Below are 14,161 nucleotides of genomic sequence, written 5' to 3' on the forward strand. Positions count from 1 at the left end.
TTTGGACAAGATCCTGATTCGTGGGGCCCGAACCCACAACCTGAAGAACATCGACCTGACCCTGCCACGGGACAAACTGATCGTCATCACCGGCCTGTCCGGATCCGGCAAGTCTTCCTTGGCTTTCGACACGCTGTACGCCGAAGGCCAGCGCCGCTACGTCGAATCGCTGTCGGCCTACGCCCGGCAGTTCCTGTCGATGATGGAAAAGCCTGACGTCGACACCATCGAAGGCCTGTCGCCAGCCATCTCCATCGAACAGAAGTCGACCTCGCACAACCCACGCTCGACGGTCGGCACCATCACCGAAATCTACGATTACCTGCGCCTGCTTTACGCTCGCGTCGGTATTCCGCGCTGCCCGGACCACGACATTCCGCTGGAAGCGCAGACCGTCAGCCAGATGGTCGACCTGGTTCTCGCGCAACCGGAGGGCAGCAAGCTTATGCTGTTAGCGCCGGTGATCCGCGAGCGTAAAGGCGAGCATTTGTCGGTCTTCGAAGAACTGCGCGCCCAGGGCTTTGTGCGGGCGCGGGTCAACGGCCGGCTCTGCGAGCTGGACGAGCTGCCGAAGCTGGACAAACAGAAGAAGCATTCGATCGATGTCGTGGTTGACCGCTTCAAGGTCCGCGCCGATCTGCAACAGCGTCTGGCCGAATCGTTCGAGACCGCGCTGAAGCTGGCAGACGGCATTGCCCTGGTTGCACCGATGGACGACGAGCCCGGCGAAGAGATGATCTTCTCCGCGCGCTTCGCCTGCCCGATCTGCGGTCATGCCATCAGCGAGCTGGAGCCCAAGCTGTTCTCCTTCAACAACCCGGCCGGTGCGTGCCCGACGTGCGATGGTTTGGGGGTGAAGCAGTTCTTCGACATCAAGCGACTGGTCAACGGCGAACTGACCCTGGCCGAAGGCGCGATTCGCGGCTGGGACAGGCGTAACGTCTATTACTTCCAGATGCTCGGGTCGTTGGCCTCTCATTACAAATTCAGCCTGGAAGTGCCGTTCAATGAACTGCCGGCCGATCAGCAGAAATTCATCCTGCACGGCAGCGGTTCACAGAACGTCGATTTCAAATACTTGAACGACCGTGGCGATATCGTCAAACGCTCGCACCCGTTCGAAGGCATCGTGCCGAACCTGGAACGTCGCTACCGAGAAACCGAATCGGCCTCGGTGCGTGAAGAACTGGCCAAATTCCTCAGCACCCAGCATTGCCCGGACTGCCGCGGCACCCGCCTGCGCCGAGAGGCGCGGCATGTGTGGGTGGGCGAGAAGACGCTGCCTGCGGTGACCAATCTGCCGATTGGCGACGCCTGCGAGTATTTCGGTTCGCTGAAGCTCACCGGCCGCCGTGGCGAAATTGCCGACAAGATTCTCAAGGAAATCCGCGAGCGCCTGCAGTTCCTGGTCAACGTCGGCCTCGATTATCTGTCGCTGGATCGCAGTGCCGACACCTTGTCCGGCGGTGAAGCTCAGCGTATTCGCCTGGCCAGCCAGATCGGCGCCGGCCTGGTGGGTGTTCTGTACATCCTCGACGAACCGTCGATTGGCCTGCACCAGCGCGACAACGACCGCTTGCTCGGCACGCTCAAGCACCTGCGGGACATCGGCAACACGGTGATCGTGGTCGAGCACGACGAAGATGCGATTCGCCTGGCGGACTACGTCGTGGATATCGGCCCTGGCGCGGGTGTACACGGTGGACACATCGTCGCCGAAGGTACACCGGCCGAGGTCATGGCTCACCCTGACTCACTGACCGGCAAGTACTTGTCGGGACGGGTGAAGATTGCGGTTCCGGCCAAACGCACGCCGCGTAACAAGAAGTTGTCGCTGTCCCTCAAGGGCGCTCGCGGCAACAACTTGCGCAATGTCGATCTGGACATCCCAATCGGCCTGCTGACCTGCGTGACGGGTGTGTCCGGTTCGGGCAAGTCGACGCTGATCAACAACACGCTGTTTCCTTTGAGCGCTACGGCACTCAACGGCGCAACGACACTTGAAGCCGCCGCGCATGACAGCATCAAAGGCCTTGAGCATCTGGACAAGGTTGTCGACATCGACCAAAGCCCGATCGGTCGCACACCGCGCTCCAACCCCGCGACCTACACCGGCTTGTTCACCCCGATTCGCGAACTGTTTGCCGGCGTCCCGGAATCCCGCTCTCGCGGCTACGGTCCGGGGCGTTTCTCCTTCAACGTGAAGGGCGGACGTTGCGAAGCCTGTCAGGGCGATGGCCTGATCAAAGTGGAAATGCACTTCCTGCCGGACATCTATGTCCCGTGCGACGTCTGCAAGAGCAAGCGCTACAACCGCGAGACGCTTGAGATCAAGTACAAGGGCAAGAGCATCCACGAGACGCTTGAGATGACTATCGAGGAAGCGCGGGTGTTCTTCGATGCGGTTCCGGCCCTGGCGCGCAAGCTCCAGACCTTGATGGACGTCGGACTGTCGTACATCAAGCTGGGGCAATCGGCGACCACATTGTCTGGCGGTGAAGCACAACGGGTGAAACTGTCCCGCGAACTGTCGAAACGCGATACCGGCAAGACGCTGTACATCCTCGATGAGCCGACCACCGGTTTGCACTTCGCGGATATCCAGCAACTGCTCGATGTACTGCATCGACTGCGCGACCACGGCAACACGGTGGTGGTGATCGAGCACAACCTGGACGTGATCAAGACGGCGGACTGGTTGGTGGACCTGGGGCCGGAAGGCGGTTCCAAGGGCGGACAGATCATTGCCGTCGGCACACCGGAGGAAGTATCCGAGATGAAGCAGTCTCATACCGGCTTCTACCTCAAGCCATTGCTGGCTCGCGACAGGGCCTGAATCAGGGCCCATGAAAAAGCCCCTGTCACTTCGTCAGTGACAGGGGCTTTTTTGTATCTGATCTGTAGGAACGAGCTTGCTCGCGCCTACAGGAGACAATTCAGAACTGCGATTGCAGGTAATTCTCCAGACCGATCAACTTGATCAGACCCAGCTGCTTCTCAAGCCAGTAAGTGTGATCTTCTTCGGTGTCGTTCAGCTGAATACGCAGCATCTCGCGGCTGACGTAATCCTTGTGCTGCTCGCAGAGCTCGATGCCCTTGCAGAGTGCGGCGCGGACTTTGTATTCCAGGCGCAAGTCGGCGGCCAGCATGTCAGGGACTGTGGTGCCGACATCGAGGTCGTCCGGGCGCATGCGCGGCGTACCTTCGAGCATGAGAATTCGGCGCATCAAGGCATCAGCGTGCCCAGCCTCTTCTTCCATCTCGTGGTTGATACGTTCGTAGAGCTCGGTGAAACCCCAGTCCTCGTACATCCGCGAATGGATGAAATATTGATCACGCGCCGCCAGTTCGCCGGTCAGCAACGTGTTGAGGTAATCGATTACGTCTGGGTGGCCTTGCATCGCCCTACATCTCCCTGCTTGAAAGTCTGTAGTTTGAACCAAGGCGGCTGATTGGTCACTGCGTTTGCGCGATAAAAGCGAAGATATTCTGAGAAAAGTGGTTTAAATAACGCAAAAACCGCCCAAATGAGGGCGGTTCTGCTTCTCGTTTAGACTTAGTTAAGCGCTACACCCAACGCCGTTGCGACTGCTTCTCCATACGCCGGATCGGCCCTGAAGAAATGCTGCAACTGACGGTCAACCACGTCGCTGGAAACCCCGGCCATTGCGCCGGCAATGTTGCTGACCAGCAGGGCTTTCTGCTCATCGCTCATCAGACGGAACAGCGCACCCGCGTGGCTGTAGTAGTCGGTATCGTCACGATGATCGTAACGATCAGCGGCGCCGCTCAACGCCAACGCCGGCTCAGCGTAGCGAGAAGCTTGCTTCGGCGATTCGACGTAACTGTTCGGCTCGTAGTTCGGAGCCGCGCCACCGTTACTGCCAAACGCCATCGAACCATCGCGCTGGTAGCTATTCACCGAGCTGCGAGGTGCATTCACCGGTAATTGCTGGTGGTTGGTGCCGATACGGTAGCGGTGCGCATCCGCGTAAGCGAACACGCGGCCTTGCAGCATGCGATCCGGCGACAGACCGACACCGGGGACCATGTTGCTCGGGCCGAACGCTGCCTGCTCGACCTCAGCGAAGTAGTTCAACGGATTGCGGTTGAGCTCCAGTTCACCCACCTCAATCAGCGGAAACTCTTTTTGCGACCAGGTCTTGGTCACATCGAACGGGTTCTCGTAGTGCGCCACCGCCTGAGCTTCGGTCATGATCTGGATGCACACACGCCATTTCGGGAAATCACCGCGCTCAATCGCCTCGAACAGGTCGCGTTGAGCGTAATCCGGATCCGTGCCGGCCAGACGCGCTGCGTCGGCGGGAGCCAGATTCTTGATCCCTTGCTTGGTTTTGTAGTGCCACTTCACCCAATGACGCTCGCCCTTGGCGCTGATCAGGCTGTAGGTGTGACTGCCGAAGCCGTGCATGTGACGGTAGCCGTCAGGGATGCCGCGATCCGAGAACAGAATCGTGACCTGGTGCAGCGCCTCAGGCGAGTGCGACCAGAAATCCCACATCATCTGCGCACTTTTCAGGTTGCTTTGCGGCAGGCGCTTTTGGGTGTGGATGAAATCCGGGAATTTCAGTGGATCGCGAATGAAGAACACGGGCGTGTTGTTGCCCACGATGTCCCAGTTACCTTCTTCGGTGTAGAACTTCAGGGCGAAGCCACGTGGATCGCGTTCGGTGTCGGCCGAGCCGCGCTCACCACCGACGGTGGAAAAGCGCAGGAACGTCGGCGTTTGCTTACCGACGGATTCAAACAGCTTGGCGCTGGTGTACTCGGTGATATCACGAGTCACAGTGAACGTACCGTAAGCACCCGAGCCTTTGGCGTGTACGCGGCGCTCCGGGATGTTTTCACGGTTGAAGTGGGCAAGCTTCTCGATCAGGTGGAAGTCGTCGAGCAGCAGTGGGCCACGAGGGCCGGCGGAGCGGGAATTCTGGTTGTCGGCGACAGGAGCGCCACTGGCGGTGGTAAGCGTTTTATTTTGGCTCATGCGATCTCTTCCTCTGGTCAGTCTTTAACTGCCGGCTAATCGGCTGAGAGGGAGTATTGACCACGAACGTTACACCTACAAATTCATTAACCTTTCATAACCGATAGAAAATTACTAACACATGCCGCTTTTCGAGCGCGCACAAAAAACCGGGCACTAGGCCCGGTTCTTCGTTTCAGACTGACGTCTTACTCAGCGGATACAGCTTCACCACCGGCAGGACGATCAACCAACTCGACGTACGCCATAGGCGCGTTGTCGCCAGTGCGGAAACCGCACTTGAGGATGCGCAGGTAGCCACCCTCACGGGTAGCGTAACGCTTGCCCAGGTCGTTGAAGAGCTTACCAACGATAGCTTTCGAACGAGTACGGTCGAAAGCCAGACGGCGGTTAGCCAGGCTGTCTGTCTTGGCCAAAGTGATCAGCGGCTCAGCAACGCGACGCAGTTCTTTAGCTTTTGGCAGTGTAGTTTTGATCAGCTCGTGCTCGAACAGCGACACCGCCATGTTTTGAAACATGGCCTTGCGGTGCGAGCTGGTGCGGCTCAGGTGACGACCACTTTTACGATGACGCATGGTTCATTCCTTACCAAACACAACGTTCGGTGATTACGACGATCAGGCAGTCGCCTTGTCGTCCTTCTTAAGACTTGCAGGCGGCCAGTTGTCGAGGCGCATGCCGAGGGACAGACCGCGGGAGGCCAGAACGTCCTTGATTTCAGTCAAGGATTTCTTGCCAAGGTTCGGAGTCTTCAACAGCTCTACTTCGGTACGCTGAATCAGGTCACCGATGTAGTAGATGTTTTCCGCCTTAAGGCAGTTAGCCGAACGTACAGTCAGTTCCAGATCGTCAACCGGGCGAAGCAGGATCGGATCGATCTCGTCTTCCTGCTCGACAACCACTGGCTCACTGTCACCTTTGAGGTCGACGAACGCAGCCAACTGCTGTTGCAGAATGGTTGCAGCGCGGCGAATAGCCTCTTCAGGATCCAGAGTACCGTTGGTTTCCAGATCAATAACCAGCTTGTCCAGGTTAGTACGCTGCTCGACACGGGCGTTTTCCACCACGTATGCGATACGGCGAACCGGGCTGAACGAAGAGTCAAGCTGCAAGCGACCGATGCTGCGGCTTTCGTCTTCATCGCTCTGACGCGAGTCTGCCGGTTCATAACCACGACCACGAGCTACGGTGAGCTTCATGTTCAGGGCGCCGTTAGACGCCAGGTTAGCGATTACGTGATCGGGGTTAACGATCTCGACATCATGATCCAGCTGAATATCGGCAGCGGTAACCACCCCCGAACCCTTCTTCGACAAGGTCAGCGTAACTTCGTCACGACCGTGCAGCTTGATAGCCAGACCTTTAAGGTTCAACAGGATTTCAATTACGTCTTCCTGTACGCCTTCGATTGCGCTGTACTCATGGAGTACACCATCAATCTCGGCCTCGACTACTGCACAGCCGGGCATTGAGGACAACAGGATGCGGCGCAGCGCGTTGCCCAGGGTGTGGCCGAAACCACGCTCGAGAGGCTCGAGAGTGATCTTGGCGCGGGTTGGACTGACAACCTGCACATCAATATGGCGGGGTGTCAGGAACTCATTTACCGAAATCTGCATGGATGCACCTATTTTCTAGCCCTTACTTGGAGTAGAGCTCGACAATCAGGCTTTCGTTGATGTCGGCGGACAGATCACTGCGAGCTGGAACGTTCTTGAAAACGCCCGACTTCTTCTCAGTGTCTACTTCTACCCATTCTACGCGGCCACGTTGGGCACACAGATCGAGAGCTTGGACAATGCGAAGTTGGTTCTTTGCTTTCTCGCGAATCGCGACCACGTCACCAGCACGAACCTGGTAAGACGGTACGTTTACGGTCTGACCGTTAACGCTGACGGATTTGTGCGATACCAGCTGACGGGATTCGGCACGAGTAGAGCCAAAACCCATACGGTATACAACGTTGTCCAGACGGCATTCGAGCAGTTGCAGCAGGTTTTCACCGGTTGCACCTTTCTTGCCAGCAGCTTCTTTGTAGTAGCCGCTGAATTGACGCTCGAGAACGCCGTAGATACGACGGACCTTCTGCTTTTCACGCAGTTGGGTGCCGTAATCGGACTGGCGACCGCGGCGTTGGCCGTGGATACCAGGTGCTGCTTCGATGTTGCACTTCGATTCGATCGCGCGCACGCCGCTCTTCAGAAAGAGATCGGTGCCTTCGCGACGAGCGAGTTTGCATTTTGGACCAATGTAACGAGCCATTCTTTACAATCTCCTGGATTACACGCGGCGCTTCTTCGGCGGACGGCACCCGTTGTGCGGGATTGGCGTCACGTCGGTGATGCTGGCGATCTTGTAGCCACAGCCGTTCAAAGCGCGGACTGCAGATTCACGACCTGGGCCTGGACCTTTGACGTTAACGTCAAGGTTTTTCAGACCGTATTCCAGCGCAGCTTGACCAGCACGTTCAGCAGCTACTTGAGCAGCGAACGGGGTGGACTTGCGGGAACCGCGGAAACCCGAACCACCGGAGGTAGCCCAGGAAAGAGCGTTGCCTTGACGGTCGGTGATGGTCACGATTGTGTTGTTAAAAGACGCGTGGATGTGGGCGATGCCATCAACCACTGTCTTTTTGACTTTTTTACGAGGACGAGCAGCAGGTTTAGCCATGATTAATTTCCTGTCGATTCGCTGGGGCGATTACTTGCGGATCGGCTTACGCGGACCTTTACGGGTACGCGCGTTAGTCTTGGTACGCTGACCGCGCACTGGAAGACCACGACGATGACGCAGACCGCGATAGCAACCGAGGTCCATCAAACGCTTGATTTTCATGTTGATTTCGCGACGCAGGTCACCTTCAGTGGTGAACTTCGCCACTTCGCCACGCAGCTGTTCAATCTGCTCGTCGCTCAGATCTTTGATCTTTGCTGCTGGGTTTACCCCAGTCACCGCACAGATCTTCTGTGCAGTAGTGCGACCAACACCATAGATGTAGGTCAGCGAGATAACAGTATGCTTGTTATCTGGAATGTTAACGCCTGCAATACGGGCCATTCAGTGGGACTCCAATTGACAGCTACCTACGCCCCGGAAGCCAAGAAATAGGGCGCGAGATAATATCGCTGTAATAACAAATAATCAACCCGGTAGCGCACTAGCTACCGGGCTTGAAGCACAATCACACTCAGCCTTGGCGCTGTTTGTGACGCGGTTCCGCGCTGCAAATTACTCGAACAACACCTTCGCGGCGAATAATCTTGCAGTTACGGCACAGCTTTTTCACCGATGCACGAACTTTCATCACCAACTCCTCGAACCTTATGGGTACTCAGCGCAACATGCCGCTGCCGTAACCCTTCAGGTTGGCTTTCTTCATCAGGGATTCGTACTGGTGCGAAACGAGGTGCGATTGTACTTGGGACATGAAGTCCATCACAACCACGACGACGATCAGCAACGAGGTCCCGCCAAGGTAGAACGGAACGTTTGCCGCAACCACCAGGAACTGGGGCAACAGACACACGGCCGTCATATATAGAGCACCGAACAGGGTCAAACGAGTCAGAACGCCATCAATGTAGCGCGCAGACTGCTCACCTGGACGGATGCCCGGAATAAAGGCACCGGACTTCTTCAGGTTTTCCGCTACGTCTTTCGGATTGAACATCAACGCCGTATAGAAGAAGCAGAAGAAAATAATCCCTGCACTAAACAGCAGAATATTCAACGGCTGACCAGGAGCGATCGACTGCGAGATGTCCTGCAGCCAGCCCATACCTTCAGACTGACCGAACCAGGTACCCAACGAAGCCGGGAACAGCAAAATGCTGCTCGCGAAAATGGCCGGAATAACACCGGCCATGTTCACCTTCAACGGCAAGTGGCTAGTCTGCGCGGCAAAGACCTTGCGGCCTTGCTGACGCTTGGCGTAATGAACAGCAATACGACGCTGACCACGCTCAATGAACACCACGAAACCGATAATCGCTACTGCCAGCAAACCGATGGCAACCAGGGCAAAAATGTTGATATCACCCTGACGCGCAGACTCGAAAGACTGCCCGATCGCTCTCGGAAGACCGGCGACGATACCTGCGAAAATCAACATCGAGATACCGTTGCCAACACCACGCTCAGTAATCTGCTCACCCAGCCACATCATGAACATCGCACCAGCCACAAAAGTGGATACCGCGACGAAATGGAAGCCAAAGTCACCAGTGAACGCAACGCCCTGCCCTGCCAGACCAATGGACATGCCAATAGCCTGAACGAGAGCGAGGACGACAGTGCCGTAGCGGGTGTACTGAGCGATCTTGCGACGCCCAGCTTCACCTTCCTTCTTCAACTGCTCCAGCTGTGGGCTGACGGCGGTCATCAGTTGCATGATGATCGATGCCGAGATGTACGGCATGATCCCCAATGCAAAGATGCTCATCCGCTCCAGCGCACCGCCGGAAAACATGTTGAACAAGCTAAGAATGGTCCCCTCATTCTGTCGAAACAGGTCCGCGAGTCGGTCCGGGTTGATACCTGGAACCGGGATGTGTGCGCCTATTCGGTAGACGATAATCGCCAAGAATAGAAAACGCAGACGAGCCCAGAGTTCAGACATACCGCCTTTGCCGAGCGCAGAGAGAGCACCTTGCTTAGCCATTTATTCCTCGAACTTGCCGCCAGCTGCTTCGATAGCCGCACGCGCACCTTTGGTGGCGCCGATTCCCTTTCCGATGGTAACAGCGCGAGTCACTTCGCCGGACAGCATGATTTTCACACGCTGTACGTTGACGTTGATCACGTTGGCATCTTTCAGGGACTGCACGGTGACGATGTCGCCCTCCACTTTAGCCAGCTCGGACAGACGCACTTCTGCGCGGTCCATGGCTTTCAGGGAAACGAAACCGAACTTCGGCAGGCGACGATGCAGCGGCTGTTGACCGCCTTCAAAGCCTGGAGCAATGGTGCCACCGGAGCGGGAAGACTGACCTTTGTGGCCACGGCCACCGGTCTTGCCCAAACCACTACCGATACCACGGCCCGGACGATGCTTTTCGCGACGGGAACCCGGCGCTGGACTCAGATCATTGAGTTTCATCGATTAACCCTCGACACGCAGCATGTAGTAAGCCTTGTTGATCATCCCGCGATTCTCGGGAGTATCAAGTACTTCTACAGTGTGACCGATGCGACGCAGACCCAGACCCTTAACGCACAGTTTGTGGTTAGGGATGCGGCCGGTCATGCTTTTGATCAGCGTAACTTTAACGGTAGCCATGATCAGAAGATCTCCTTGACGCTTTTGCCACGCTTGGCGGCAATGGACTCAGGAGACTGCATAGCTTTCAAACCTTTGAAAGTGGCGTGAACCACGTTTACCGGGTTAGTCGAGCCGTAGCACTTGGCCAGAACGTTCTGAACGCCAGCAACTTCGAGGACAGCACGCATAGCGCCGCCAGCGATGATACCGGTACCTTCAGAAGCAGGCTGCATGTACACCTTCGAAGCGCCGTGACCGGACTTCATTGCGTACTGCAGAGTGGTGCCGTTCAGATCAACTTGGATCATGTTGCGGCGAGCAGCTTCCATTGCCTTCTGGATCGCAGCAGGCACTTCACGTGACTTGCCACGGCCGAAGCCAACACGCCCTTTACCATCACCCACCACGGTCAACGCGGTGAAAGTGAAGATACGGCCGCCTTTAACGGTTTTGGCTACGCGGTTAACTTGAACCAGCTTCTCAATGTAGCCTTCGTCGCGCTTTTGGTCGTTATTTGACATAACTTAGAACTCCAGCCCAGCTTCACGAGCAGCATCAGCCAGCGCCTTGACGCGACCGTGGTACTTGAAGCCAGAGCGGTCGAAAGCCACCTGCGAGACGCCAGCGGCTTTAGCACGCGTAGCGACCAGCTGGCCAACCTTAGTGGCCGCGTCGATGTTGCCAGTGGCGCCATCACGCAGTTCTTTATCCAAAGTCGAGGCAGATGCCAGGACTTTGTTGCCGTCGGCCGAAATGACCTGGGCGTAGATGTGCTGCGACGAGCGGAACACGCAGAGACGCACGACTTCGAGTTCGTGCATTTTCAGGCGTGCTTTGCGAGCGCGACGCAGTCGAGTAACTTTTTTGTCGGTCATTTGCTATGCCCTACTTCTTCTTGGCTTCTTTACGACGGACGACTTCGTCCGCGTAGCGCACACCTTTGCCTTTGTACGGCTCTGGTGGACGGAAGTCGCGGATCTCGGCGGCCACTTGACCTACCAGCTGCTTATCGATACCCCGGATCAGGATGTCGGTTTGGCTAGGAGTCTCAGCGGTGATGCCTTCCGGCAGTTCATAATCCACTGGGTGCGAGAAGCCAAGAGCCAGGTTCAGCACTGTGCCTTTTGCTTGCGCTTTGTAACCAACACCGACCAGCTGGAGCTTGCGCTCGAAGCCTTGGCTTACGCCTTGGACCATGTTGTTTACCAACGCACGAGTGGTACCAGCCATTGCGCGAGTTTGTTGATCGCCATTGCGAGCAGCGAAACGCAGCTCACCAGCTTCTTCAACAATCTCAACGGACGAATGGATGTTCAGTTCGAGAGTGCCCTTGGCACCCTTCACCGAAAGCTGTTGGCCTGCGAATTTGACTTCGACACCGGCTGGCAGCTTAACGGGGTTCTTAGCGACGCGTGACATGCTTATCCCCCCTTAGAACACAGTGCAAAGAACTTCGCCGCCGACACCGGCAGCGCGCGCAGCACGATCCGTCATCACACCTTTGTTGGTGGAGACGATAGACACACCGAGACCGCCACGAACTTTTGGCAGATCATCGACGGACTTGTACTGACGCAGGCCTGGACGGCTAACGCGCTTCACTTCCTCGATGACCGGACGGCCTTCGAAGTATTTCAGCTCGATAGACAGCAGTGGTTTGATTTCGCTGCTGATCTGATAACCCGCAATGTAACCTTCGTCCTTCAGGACTTTGGCAACAGCTACCTTCAAAGTAGAAGATGGCATGCTTACGACGGACTTTTCAGCCATCTGGGCATTACGGATTCGAGTTAGCATGTCCGCTAACGGGTCCTGCATACTCATGGGCTAGACGCTCCTAATACAAAAAAATTAGCCTTGCGGCTACTACGTGTCGCCGAGTACATCCGCACGAAAAAAGTACGGGCTCAGGCGAGCCGGGTATTCTAGACACACCCCACAAATGAATCAAGCCCCAATAGGGGCTTGATTCAAGTTCAAGGTCACCGGCGGTCAGGATCTTGCGATCCCGAACACCGAGACTTTGACAGTGCTTACCAGCTGGCTTTAACCAGACCAGGTACGTCACCACGCATTGCAGCTTCACGCAGTTTGTTACGGCCGAGGCCGAACTTGCGGTAAACGCCGTGTGGACGACCGGTCAGGCGGCAGCGGTTACGCATGCGCGAAGCGCTTGCGTCACGTGGCTGCTTCTGCAGAGCTACTGTAGCTTCCCAACGCGCTTCTGGACTTGCGTTCAGATCAACGATGATAGCTTTCAGTGCTGCACGCTTTTTGGCGTACTTGGCAACCGTGAGCTGACGCTTCAGCTCGCGGTTTTTCATGCTCATCTTGGCCATTTTCCTACTCCAATCAGTTGCGGAACGGGAATTTGAAAGCACGCAACAGGGCGCGACCTTCATCATCGTTCTTGGCAGTGGTGGTCAGGGTAATGTCCAGACCGCGGAGAGCATCGATCTTGTCGTAGTCGATTTCCGGGAAGATGATCTGCTCTTTAACGCCCATGCTGTAGTTACCACGACCATCGAAGGACTTGGCATTCAGGCCGCGGAAGTCGCGGACCCGAGGCAGGGAGATCGACAGCAGACGATCCAGGAATTCGTACATACGCTCACGGCGCAGGGTCACTTTGACGCCGATCGGCCAACCTTCACGGACTTTAAAGCCAGCGATGGATTTCCGAGCGTAAGTCACAACGACTTTCTGACCGGTGATCTTTTCCAGGTCAGCAACAGCGTGCTCGATGACTTTTTTGTCACCGACCGCTTCGCCCAGACCCATGTTCAGGGTGATCTTTGTAACGCGTGGAACTTCCATCACGTTCGAAAGCTTAAGTTCTTCCTTAAGCTTCGGTGCGATTTCCTTCCAGTAAATCTCTTTTAGTCGTGCCATGGTCTTCTACCTAGCAGTGTTCAAGCATCAACCGCTTTTTGGGTCGACTTGAAGACACGAATTTTCTTGCCGTCTTCTACTTTGAAACCAACGCGATCAGCCTTGTTGGTTTCGCCGTTGAAAATGGCAACGTTGGAAGCGTGCAATGGCGCTTCTTTCTCGACGATACCGCCTTGTACGCCCGCTGCAGGGTTAGGCTTGGTATGACGCTTAACCAGGTTCAGACCACCAACGACCAGACGGTCGTCAGCGAGAACCTTAAGCACCTTACCGCGCTTACCTTTGTCTTTGCCGGCGATCACGATGATCTCGTCGTCACGACGAATCTTTTGCATGTCGGATCTCCTTACAGCACTTCTGGGGCGAGCGAGACGATCTTCATGAACTTCTCAGTACGAAGTTCACGGGTCACTGGCCCAAAGATACGGGTGCCGATCGGCTCTTGCTTGTTGTTCAGAAGAACAGCAGCGTTGCCATCAAAGCGGATAATGGAGCCATCAGCACGACGTACGCCGTGACGAGTGCGGACTACAACAGCAGTCATCACTTGGCCTTTTTTCACTTTACCGCGAGGAATTGCTTCCTTCACGGTAACTTTGATGATGTCACCGATACCAGCGTAACGACGATGGGAGCCACCCAGCACCTTGATGCACATAACACGGCGAGCGCCGCTGTTATCGGCCACATCGAGCATGGATTGAGTCTGAATCATATATTTCTCCGACCCCTAGTCCTTAGACTTCCACAGCGCGTTCGAGAACATCAACCAATGCCCAAGACTTGGTCTTGGCCAGCGGACGAGTTTCACGAATAGTGACTTTGTCGCCGATGTGGCACTGATTGGTTTCGTCGTGCGCGTGCAGCTTAGTCGAACGCTTAACGTATTTACCGTAGATCGGGTGCTTAACGCGACGCTCGATCAGAACGGTGATGGTCTTGTCCATTTTGTCGCTGACAACACGGCCAGTCAGCGTACGGACGGTTTTTTCGGCTTCAGCCAT

Annotated in this window: 21 protein-coding genes; 1 reads left to right on the plus strand and 20 read right to left on the minus strand. The window is 56.0% G+C overall.

The window, feature by feature from the left end:
* The first annotated feature begins 1 nt into the window (after position 1).
* Positions 2-2,836: an excinuclease ABC subunit UvrA gene (gene uvrA, locus ACA057_RS28255; protein ID WP_497344117.1), complete on the plus strand. Its 2,835-nt coding sequence runs from the start codon at positions 2-4 to the stop codon at positions 2,834-2,836.
* A 100-nt stretch (positions 2,837-2,936) separates the two neighbouring features.
* Here the strand turns inward: uvrA and bfr are convergent, their stop codons facing one another.
* The 20 genes from bfr to rpsQ all read right to left on the minus strand — a co-directional run bounded on the left by bfr (position 2,937) and on the right by rpsQ (position 14,161).
* A complete protein-coding gene (gene bfr / locus ACA057_RS28260; protein WP_059402166.1) occupies positions 2,937-3,401 on the minus strand; it encodes a bacterioferritin in 465 nt (154 codons plus the stop codon).
* A 155-nt stretch (positions 3,402-3,556) separates the two neighbouring features.
* A complete protein-coding gene (locus ACA057_RS28265) occupies positions 3,557-5,005 on the minus strand; it encodes a catalase (RefSeq protein ID WP_497344119.1) in 1,449 nt (482 codons plus the stop codon).
* Positions 5,006-5,193: 188 nt separating this feature from the next.
* The gene (gene rplQ / locus ACA057_RS28270; protein WP_008145500.1) at positions 5,194-5,580 is read right to left on the minus strand and encodes a 50S ribosomal protein L17; all 387 of its coding nucleotides are present in this window, start codon (positions 5,578-5,580) and stop codon (positions 5,194-5,196) included.
* Positions 5,581-5,622: 42 nt separating this feature from the next.
* A complete protein-coding gene (locus ACA057_RS28275; protein WP_003186012.1) occupies positions 5,623-6,624 on the minus strand; it encodes a DNA-directed RNA polymerase subunit alpha in 1,002 nt (333 codons plus the stop codon).
* Between the two features lie 22 nt (positions 6,625-6,646).
* The gene (gene rpsD / locus ACA057_RS28280; protein ID WP_003210056.1) at positions 6,647-7,267 is read right to left on the minus strand and encodes a 30S ribosomal protein S4; all 621 of its coding nucleotides are present in this window, start codon (positions 7,265-7,267) and stop codon (positions 6,647-6,649) included.
* Between the two features lie 18 nt (positions 7,268-7,285).
* Complete coding sequence (gene rpsK, locus ACA057_RS28285) at positions 7,286-7,675, minus strand: 30S ribosomal protein S11 (RefSeq protein ID WP_002555466.1); 390 nt, start codon at positions 7,673-7,675, stop codon at positions 7,286-7,288.
* Positions 7,676-7,705: 30 nt separating this feature from the next.
* A complete protein-coding gene (rpsM, locus tag ACA057_RS28290; RefSeq protein WP_003186020.1) occupies positions 7,706-8,062 on the minus strand; it encodes a 30S ribosomal protein S13 in 357 nt (118 codons plus the stop codon).
* Between the two features lie 130 nt (positions 8,063-8,192).
* Positions 8,193-8,309, minus strand: coding sequence for a 50S ribosomal protein L36 (rpmJ, locus tag ACA057_RS28295; RefSeq protein WP_002555468.1), 117 nt, complete (start codon positions 8,307-8,309; stop codon positions 8,193-8,195).
* A gap of 27 nt (positions 8,310-8,336) precedes the next feature.
* Positions 8,337-9,665 carry a preprotein translocase subunit SecY gene (gene secY, locus ACA057_RS28300; RefSeq protein WP_007896784.1) on the minus strand — a complete coding sequence of 443 codons (1,329 nt, stop codon included), beginning with the start codon at positions 9,663-9,665 and terminating at the stop codon, positions 8,337-8,339.
* Positions 9,666-10,103, minus strand: coding sequence for a 50S ribosomal protein L15 (gene rplO / locus ACA057_RS28305; protein WP_007896782.1), 438 nt, complete (start codon positions 10,101-10,103; stop codon positions 9,666-9,668). It lies immediately after the preceding gene.
* 3 nt (positions 10,104-10,106) lie between these two features.
* Positions 10,107-10,283: a 50S ribosomal protein L30 gene (gene rpmD / locus ACA057_RS28310; protein WP_003186033.1), complete on the minus strand. Its 177-nt coding sequence runs from the start codon at positions 10,281-10,283 to the stop codon at positions 10,107-10,109.
* A 2-nt stretch (positions 10,284-10,285) separates the two neighbouring features.
* Entirely contained in the window at positions 10,286-10,786 is a 501-nt protein-coding gene (gene rpsE / locus ACA057_RS28315) for a 30S ribosomal protein S5 (RefSeq protein ID WP_007943782.1), read from the minus strand.
* Between the two features lie 3 nt (positions 10,787-10,789).
* Complete coding sequence (rplR, locus tag ACA057_RS28320) at positions 10,790-11,140, minus strand: 50S ribosomal protein L18 (protein ID WP_003186037.1); 351 nt, start codon at positions 11,138-11,140, stop codon at positions 10,790-10,792.
* 10 nt (positions 11,141-11,150) lie between these two features.
* Complete coding sequence (rplF, locus tag ACA057_RS28325) at positions 11,151-11,684, minus strand: 50S ribosomal protein L6 (protein ID WP_007896774.1); 534 nt, start codon at positions 11,682-11,684, stop codon at positions 11,151-11,153.
* Between the two features lie 12 nt (positions 11,685-11,696).
* Positions 11,697-12,089: a 30S ribosomal protein S8 gene (gene rpsH / locus ACA057_RS28330; protein WP_003186040.1), complete on the minus strand. Its 393-nt coding sequence runs from the start codon at positions 12,087-12,089 to the stop codon at positions 11,697-11,699.
* A gap of 209 nt (positions 12,090-12,298) precedes the next feature.
* A complete protein-coding gene (rpsN, locus tag ACA057_RS28335; protein WP_003176414.1) occupies positions 12,299-12,604 on the minus strand; it encodes a 30S ribosomal protein S14 in 306 nt (101 codons plus the stop codon).
* 13 nt (positions 12,605-12,617) lie between these two features.
* Positions 12,618-13,157, minus strand: coding sequence for a 50S ribosomal protein L5 (rplE, locus tag ACA057_RS28340; RefSeq protein WP_003176415.1), 540 nt, complete (start codon positions 13,155-13,157; stop codon positions 12,618-12,620).
* Positions 13,158-13,177: 20 nt separating this feature from the next.
* On the minus strand, positions 13,178-13,492 hold the full coding sequence (gene rplX / locus ACA057_RS28345; RefSeq protein WP_059402168.1) for a 50S ribosomal protein L24: 315 nt from the start codon (positions 13,490-13,492) through the stop codon (positions 13,178-13,180).
* 11 nt (positions 13,493-13,503) lie between these two features.
* Positions 13,504-13,872 carry a 50S ribosomal protein L14 gene (gene rplN, locus ACA057_RS28350; protein ID WP_002555479.1) on the minus strand — a complete coding sequence of 123 codons (369 nt, stop codon included), beginning with the start codon at positions 13,870-13,872 and terminating at the stop codon, positions 13,504-13,506.
* 22 nt (positions 13,873-13,894) lie between these two features.
* The gene (gene rpsQ, locus ACA057_RS28355; RefSeq protein WP_003176419.1) at positions 13,895-14,161 is read right to left on the minus strand and encodes a 30S ribosomal protein S17; all 267 of its coding nucleotides are present in this window, start codon (positions 14,159-14,161) and stop codon (positions 13,895-13,897) included.

Source organism: Pseudomonas sp. LBUM1661 (genome assembly GCF_059695925.1).

What these genes read in the sequence shown, in the direction of transcription:
- bfr (WP_059402166.1), bottom strand. Translation starts at nt 3,401, where the DNA reads ATGCAAGGCCACCCAGACGTAATCGATTACCTCAACACGTTGCTGACC.
- ACA057_RS28265 (WP_497344119.1), bottom strand. Translation starts at nt 5,005, where the DNA reads ATGAGCCAAAATAAAACGCTTACCACCGCCAGTGGCGCTCCTGTCGCC.
- rplQ (WP_008145500.1), bottom strand. Translation starts at nt 5,580, where the DNA reads ATGCGTCATCGTAAAAGTGGTCGTCACCTGAGCCGCACCAGCTCGCAC.
- ACA057_RS28275 (WP_003186012.1), bottom strand. Translation starts at nt 6,624, where the DNA reads ATGCAGATTTCGGTAAATGAGTTCCTGACACCCCGCCATATTGATGTG.
- rpsD (WP_003210056.1), bottom strand. Translation starts at nt 7,267, where the DNA reads ATGGCTCGTTACATTGGTCCAAAATGCAAACTCGCTCGTCGCGAAGGC.
- rpsK (WP_002555466.1), bottom strand. Translation starts at nt 7,675, where the DNA reads ATGGCTAAACCTGCTGCTCGTCCTCGTAAAAAAGTCAAAAAGACAGTG.
- rpsM (WP_003186020.1), bottom strand. Translation starts at nt 8,062, where the DNA reads ATGGCCCGTATTGCAGGCGTTAACATTCCAGATAACAAGCATACTGTT.
- rpmJ (WP_002555468.1), bottom strand. Translation starts at nt 8,309, where the DNA reads ATGAAAGTTCGTGCATCGGTGAAAAAGCTGTGCCGTAACTGCAAGATT.
- secY (WP_007896784.1), bottom strand. Translation starts at nt 9,665, where the DNA reads ATGGCTAAGCAAGGTGCTCTCTCTGCGCTCGGCAAAGGCGGTATGTCT.
- rplO (WP_007896782.1), bottom strand. Translation starts at nt 10,103, where the DNA reads ATGAAACTCAATGATCTGAGTCCAGCGCCGGGTTCCCGTCGCGAAAAG.
- rpmD (WP_003186033.1), bottom strand. Translation starts at nt 10,283, where the DNA reads ATGGCTACCGTTAAAGTTACGCTGATCAAAAGCATGACCGGCCGCATC.
- rpsE (WP_007943782.1), bottom strand. Translation starts at nt 10,786, where the DNA reads ATGTCAAATAACGACCAAAAGCGCGACGAAGGCTACATTGAGAAGCTG.
- rplR (WP_003186037.1), bottom strand. Translation starts at nt 11,140, where the DNA reads ATGACCGACAAAAAAGTTACTCGACTGCGTCGCGCTCGCAAAGCACGC.
- rplF (WP_007896774.1), bottom strand. Translation starts at nt 11,684, where the DNA reads ATGTCACGCGTCGCTAAGAACCCCGTTAAGCTGCCAGCCGGTGTCGAA.
- rpsH (WP_003186040.1), bottom strand. Translation starts at nt 12,089, where the DNA reads ATGAGTATGCAGGACCCGTTAGCGGACATGCTAACTCGAATCCGTAAT.
- rpsN (WP_003176414.1), bottom strand. Translation starts at nt 12,604, where the DNA reads ATGGCCAAGATGAGCATGAAAAACCGCGAGCTGAAGCGTCAGCTCACG.
- rplE (WP_003176415.1), bottom strand. Translation starts at nt 13,157, where the DNA reads ATGGCACGACTAAAAGAGATTTACTGGAAGGAAATCGCACCGAAGCTT.
- rplX (WP_059402168.1), bottom strand. Translation starts at nt 13,492, where the DNA reads ATGCAAAAGATTCGTCGTGACGACGAGATCATCGTGATCGCCGGCAAA.
- rplN (WP_002555479.1), bottom strand. Translation starts at nt 13,872, where the DNA reads ATGATTCAGACTCAATCCATGCTCGATGTGGCCGATAACAGCGGCGCT.
- rpsQ (WP_003176419.1), bottom strand. Translation starts at nt 14,161, where the DNA reads ATGGCTGAAGCCGAAAAAACCGTCCGTACGCTGACTGGCCGTGTTGTC.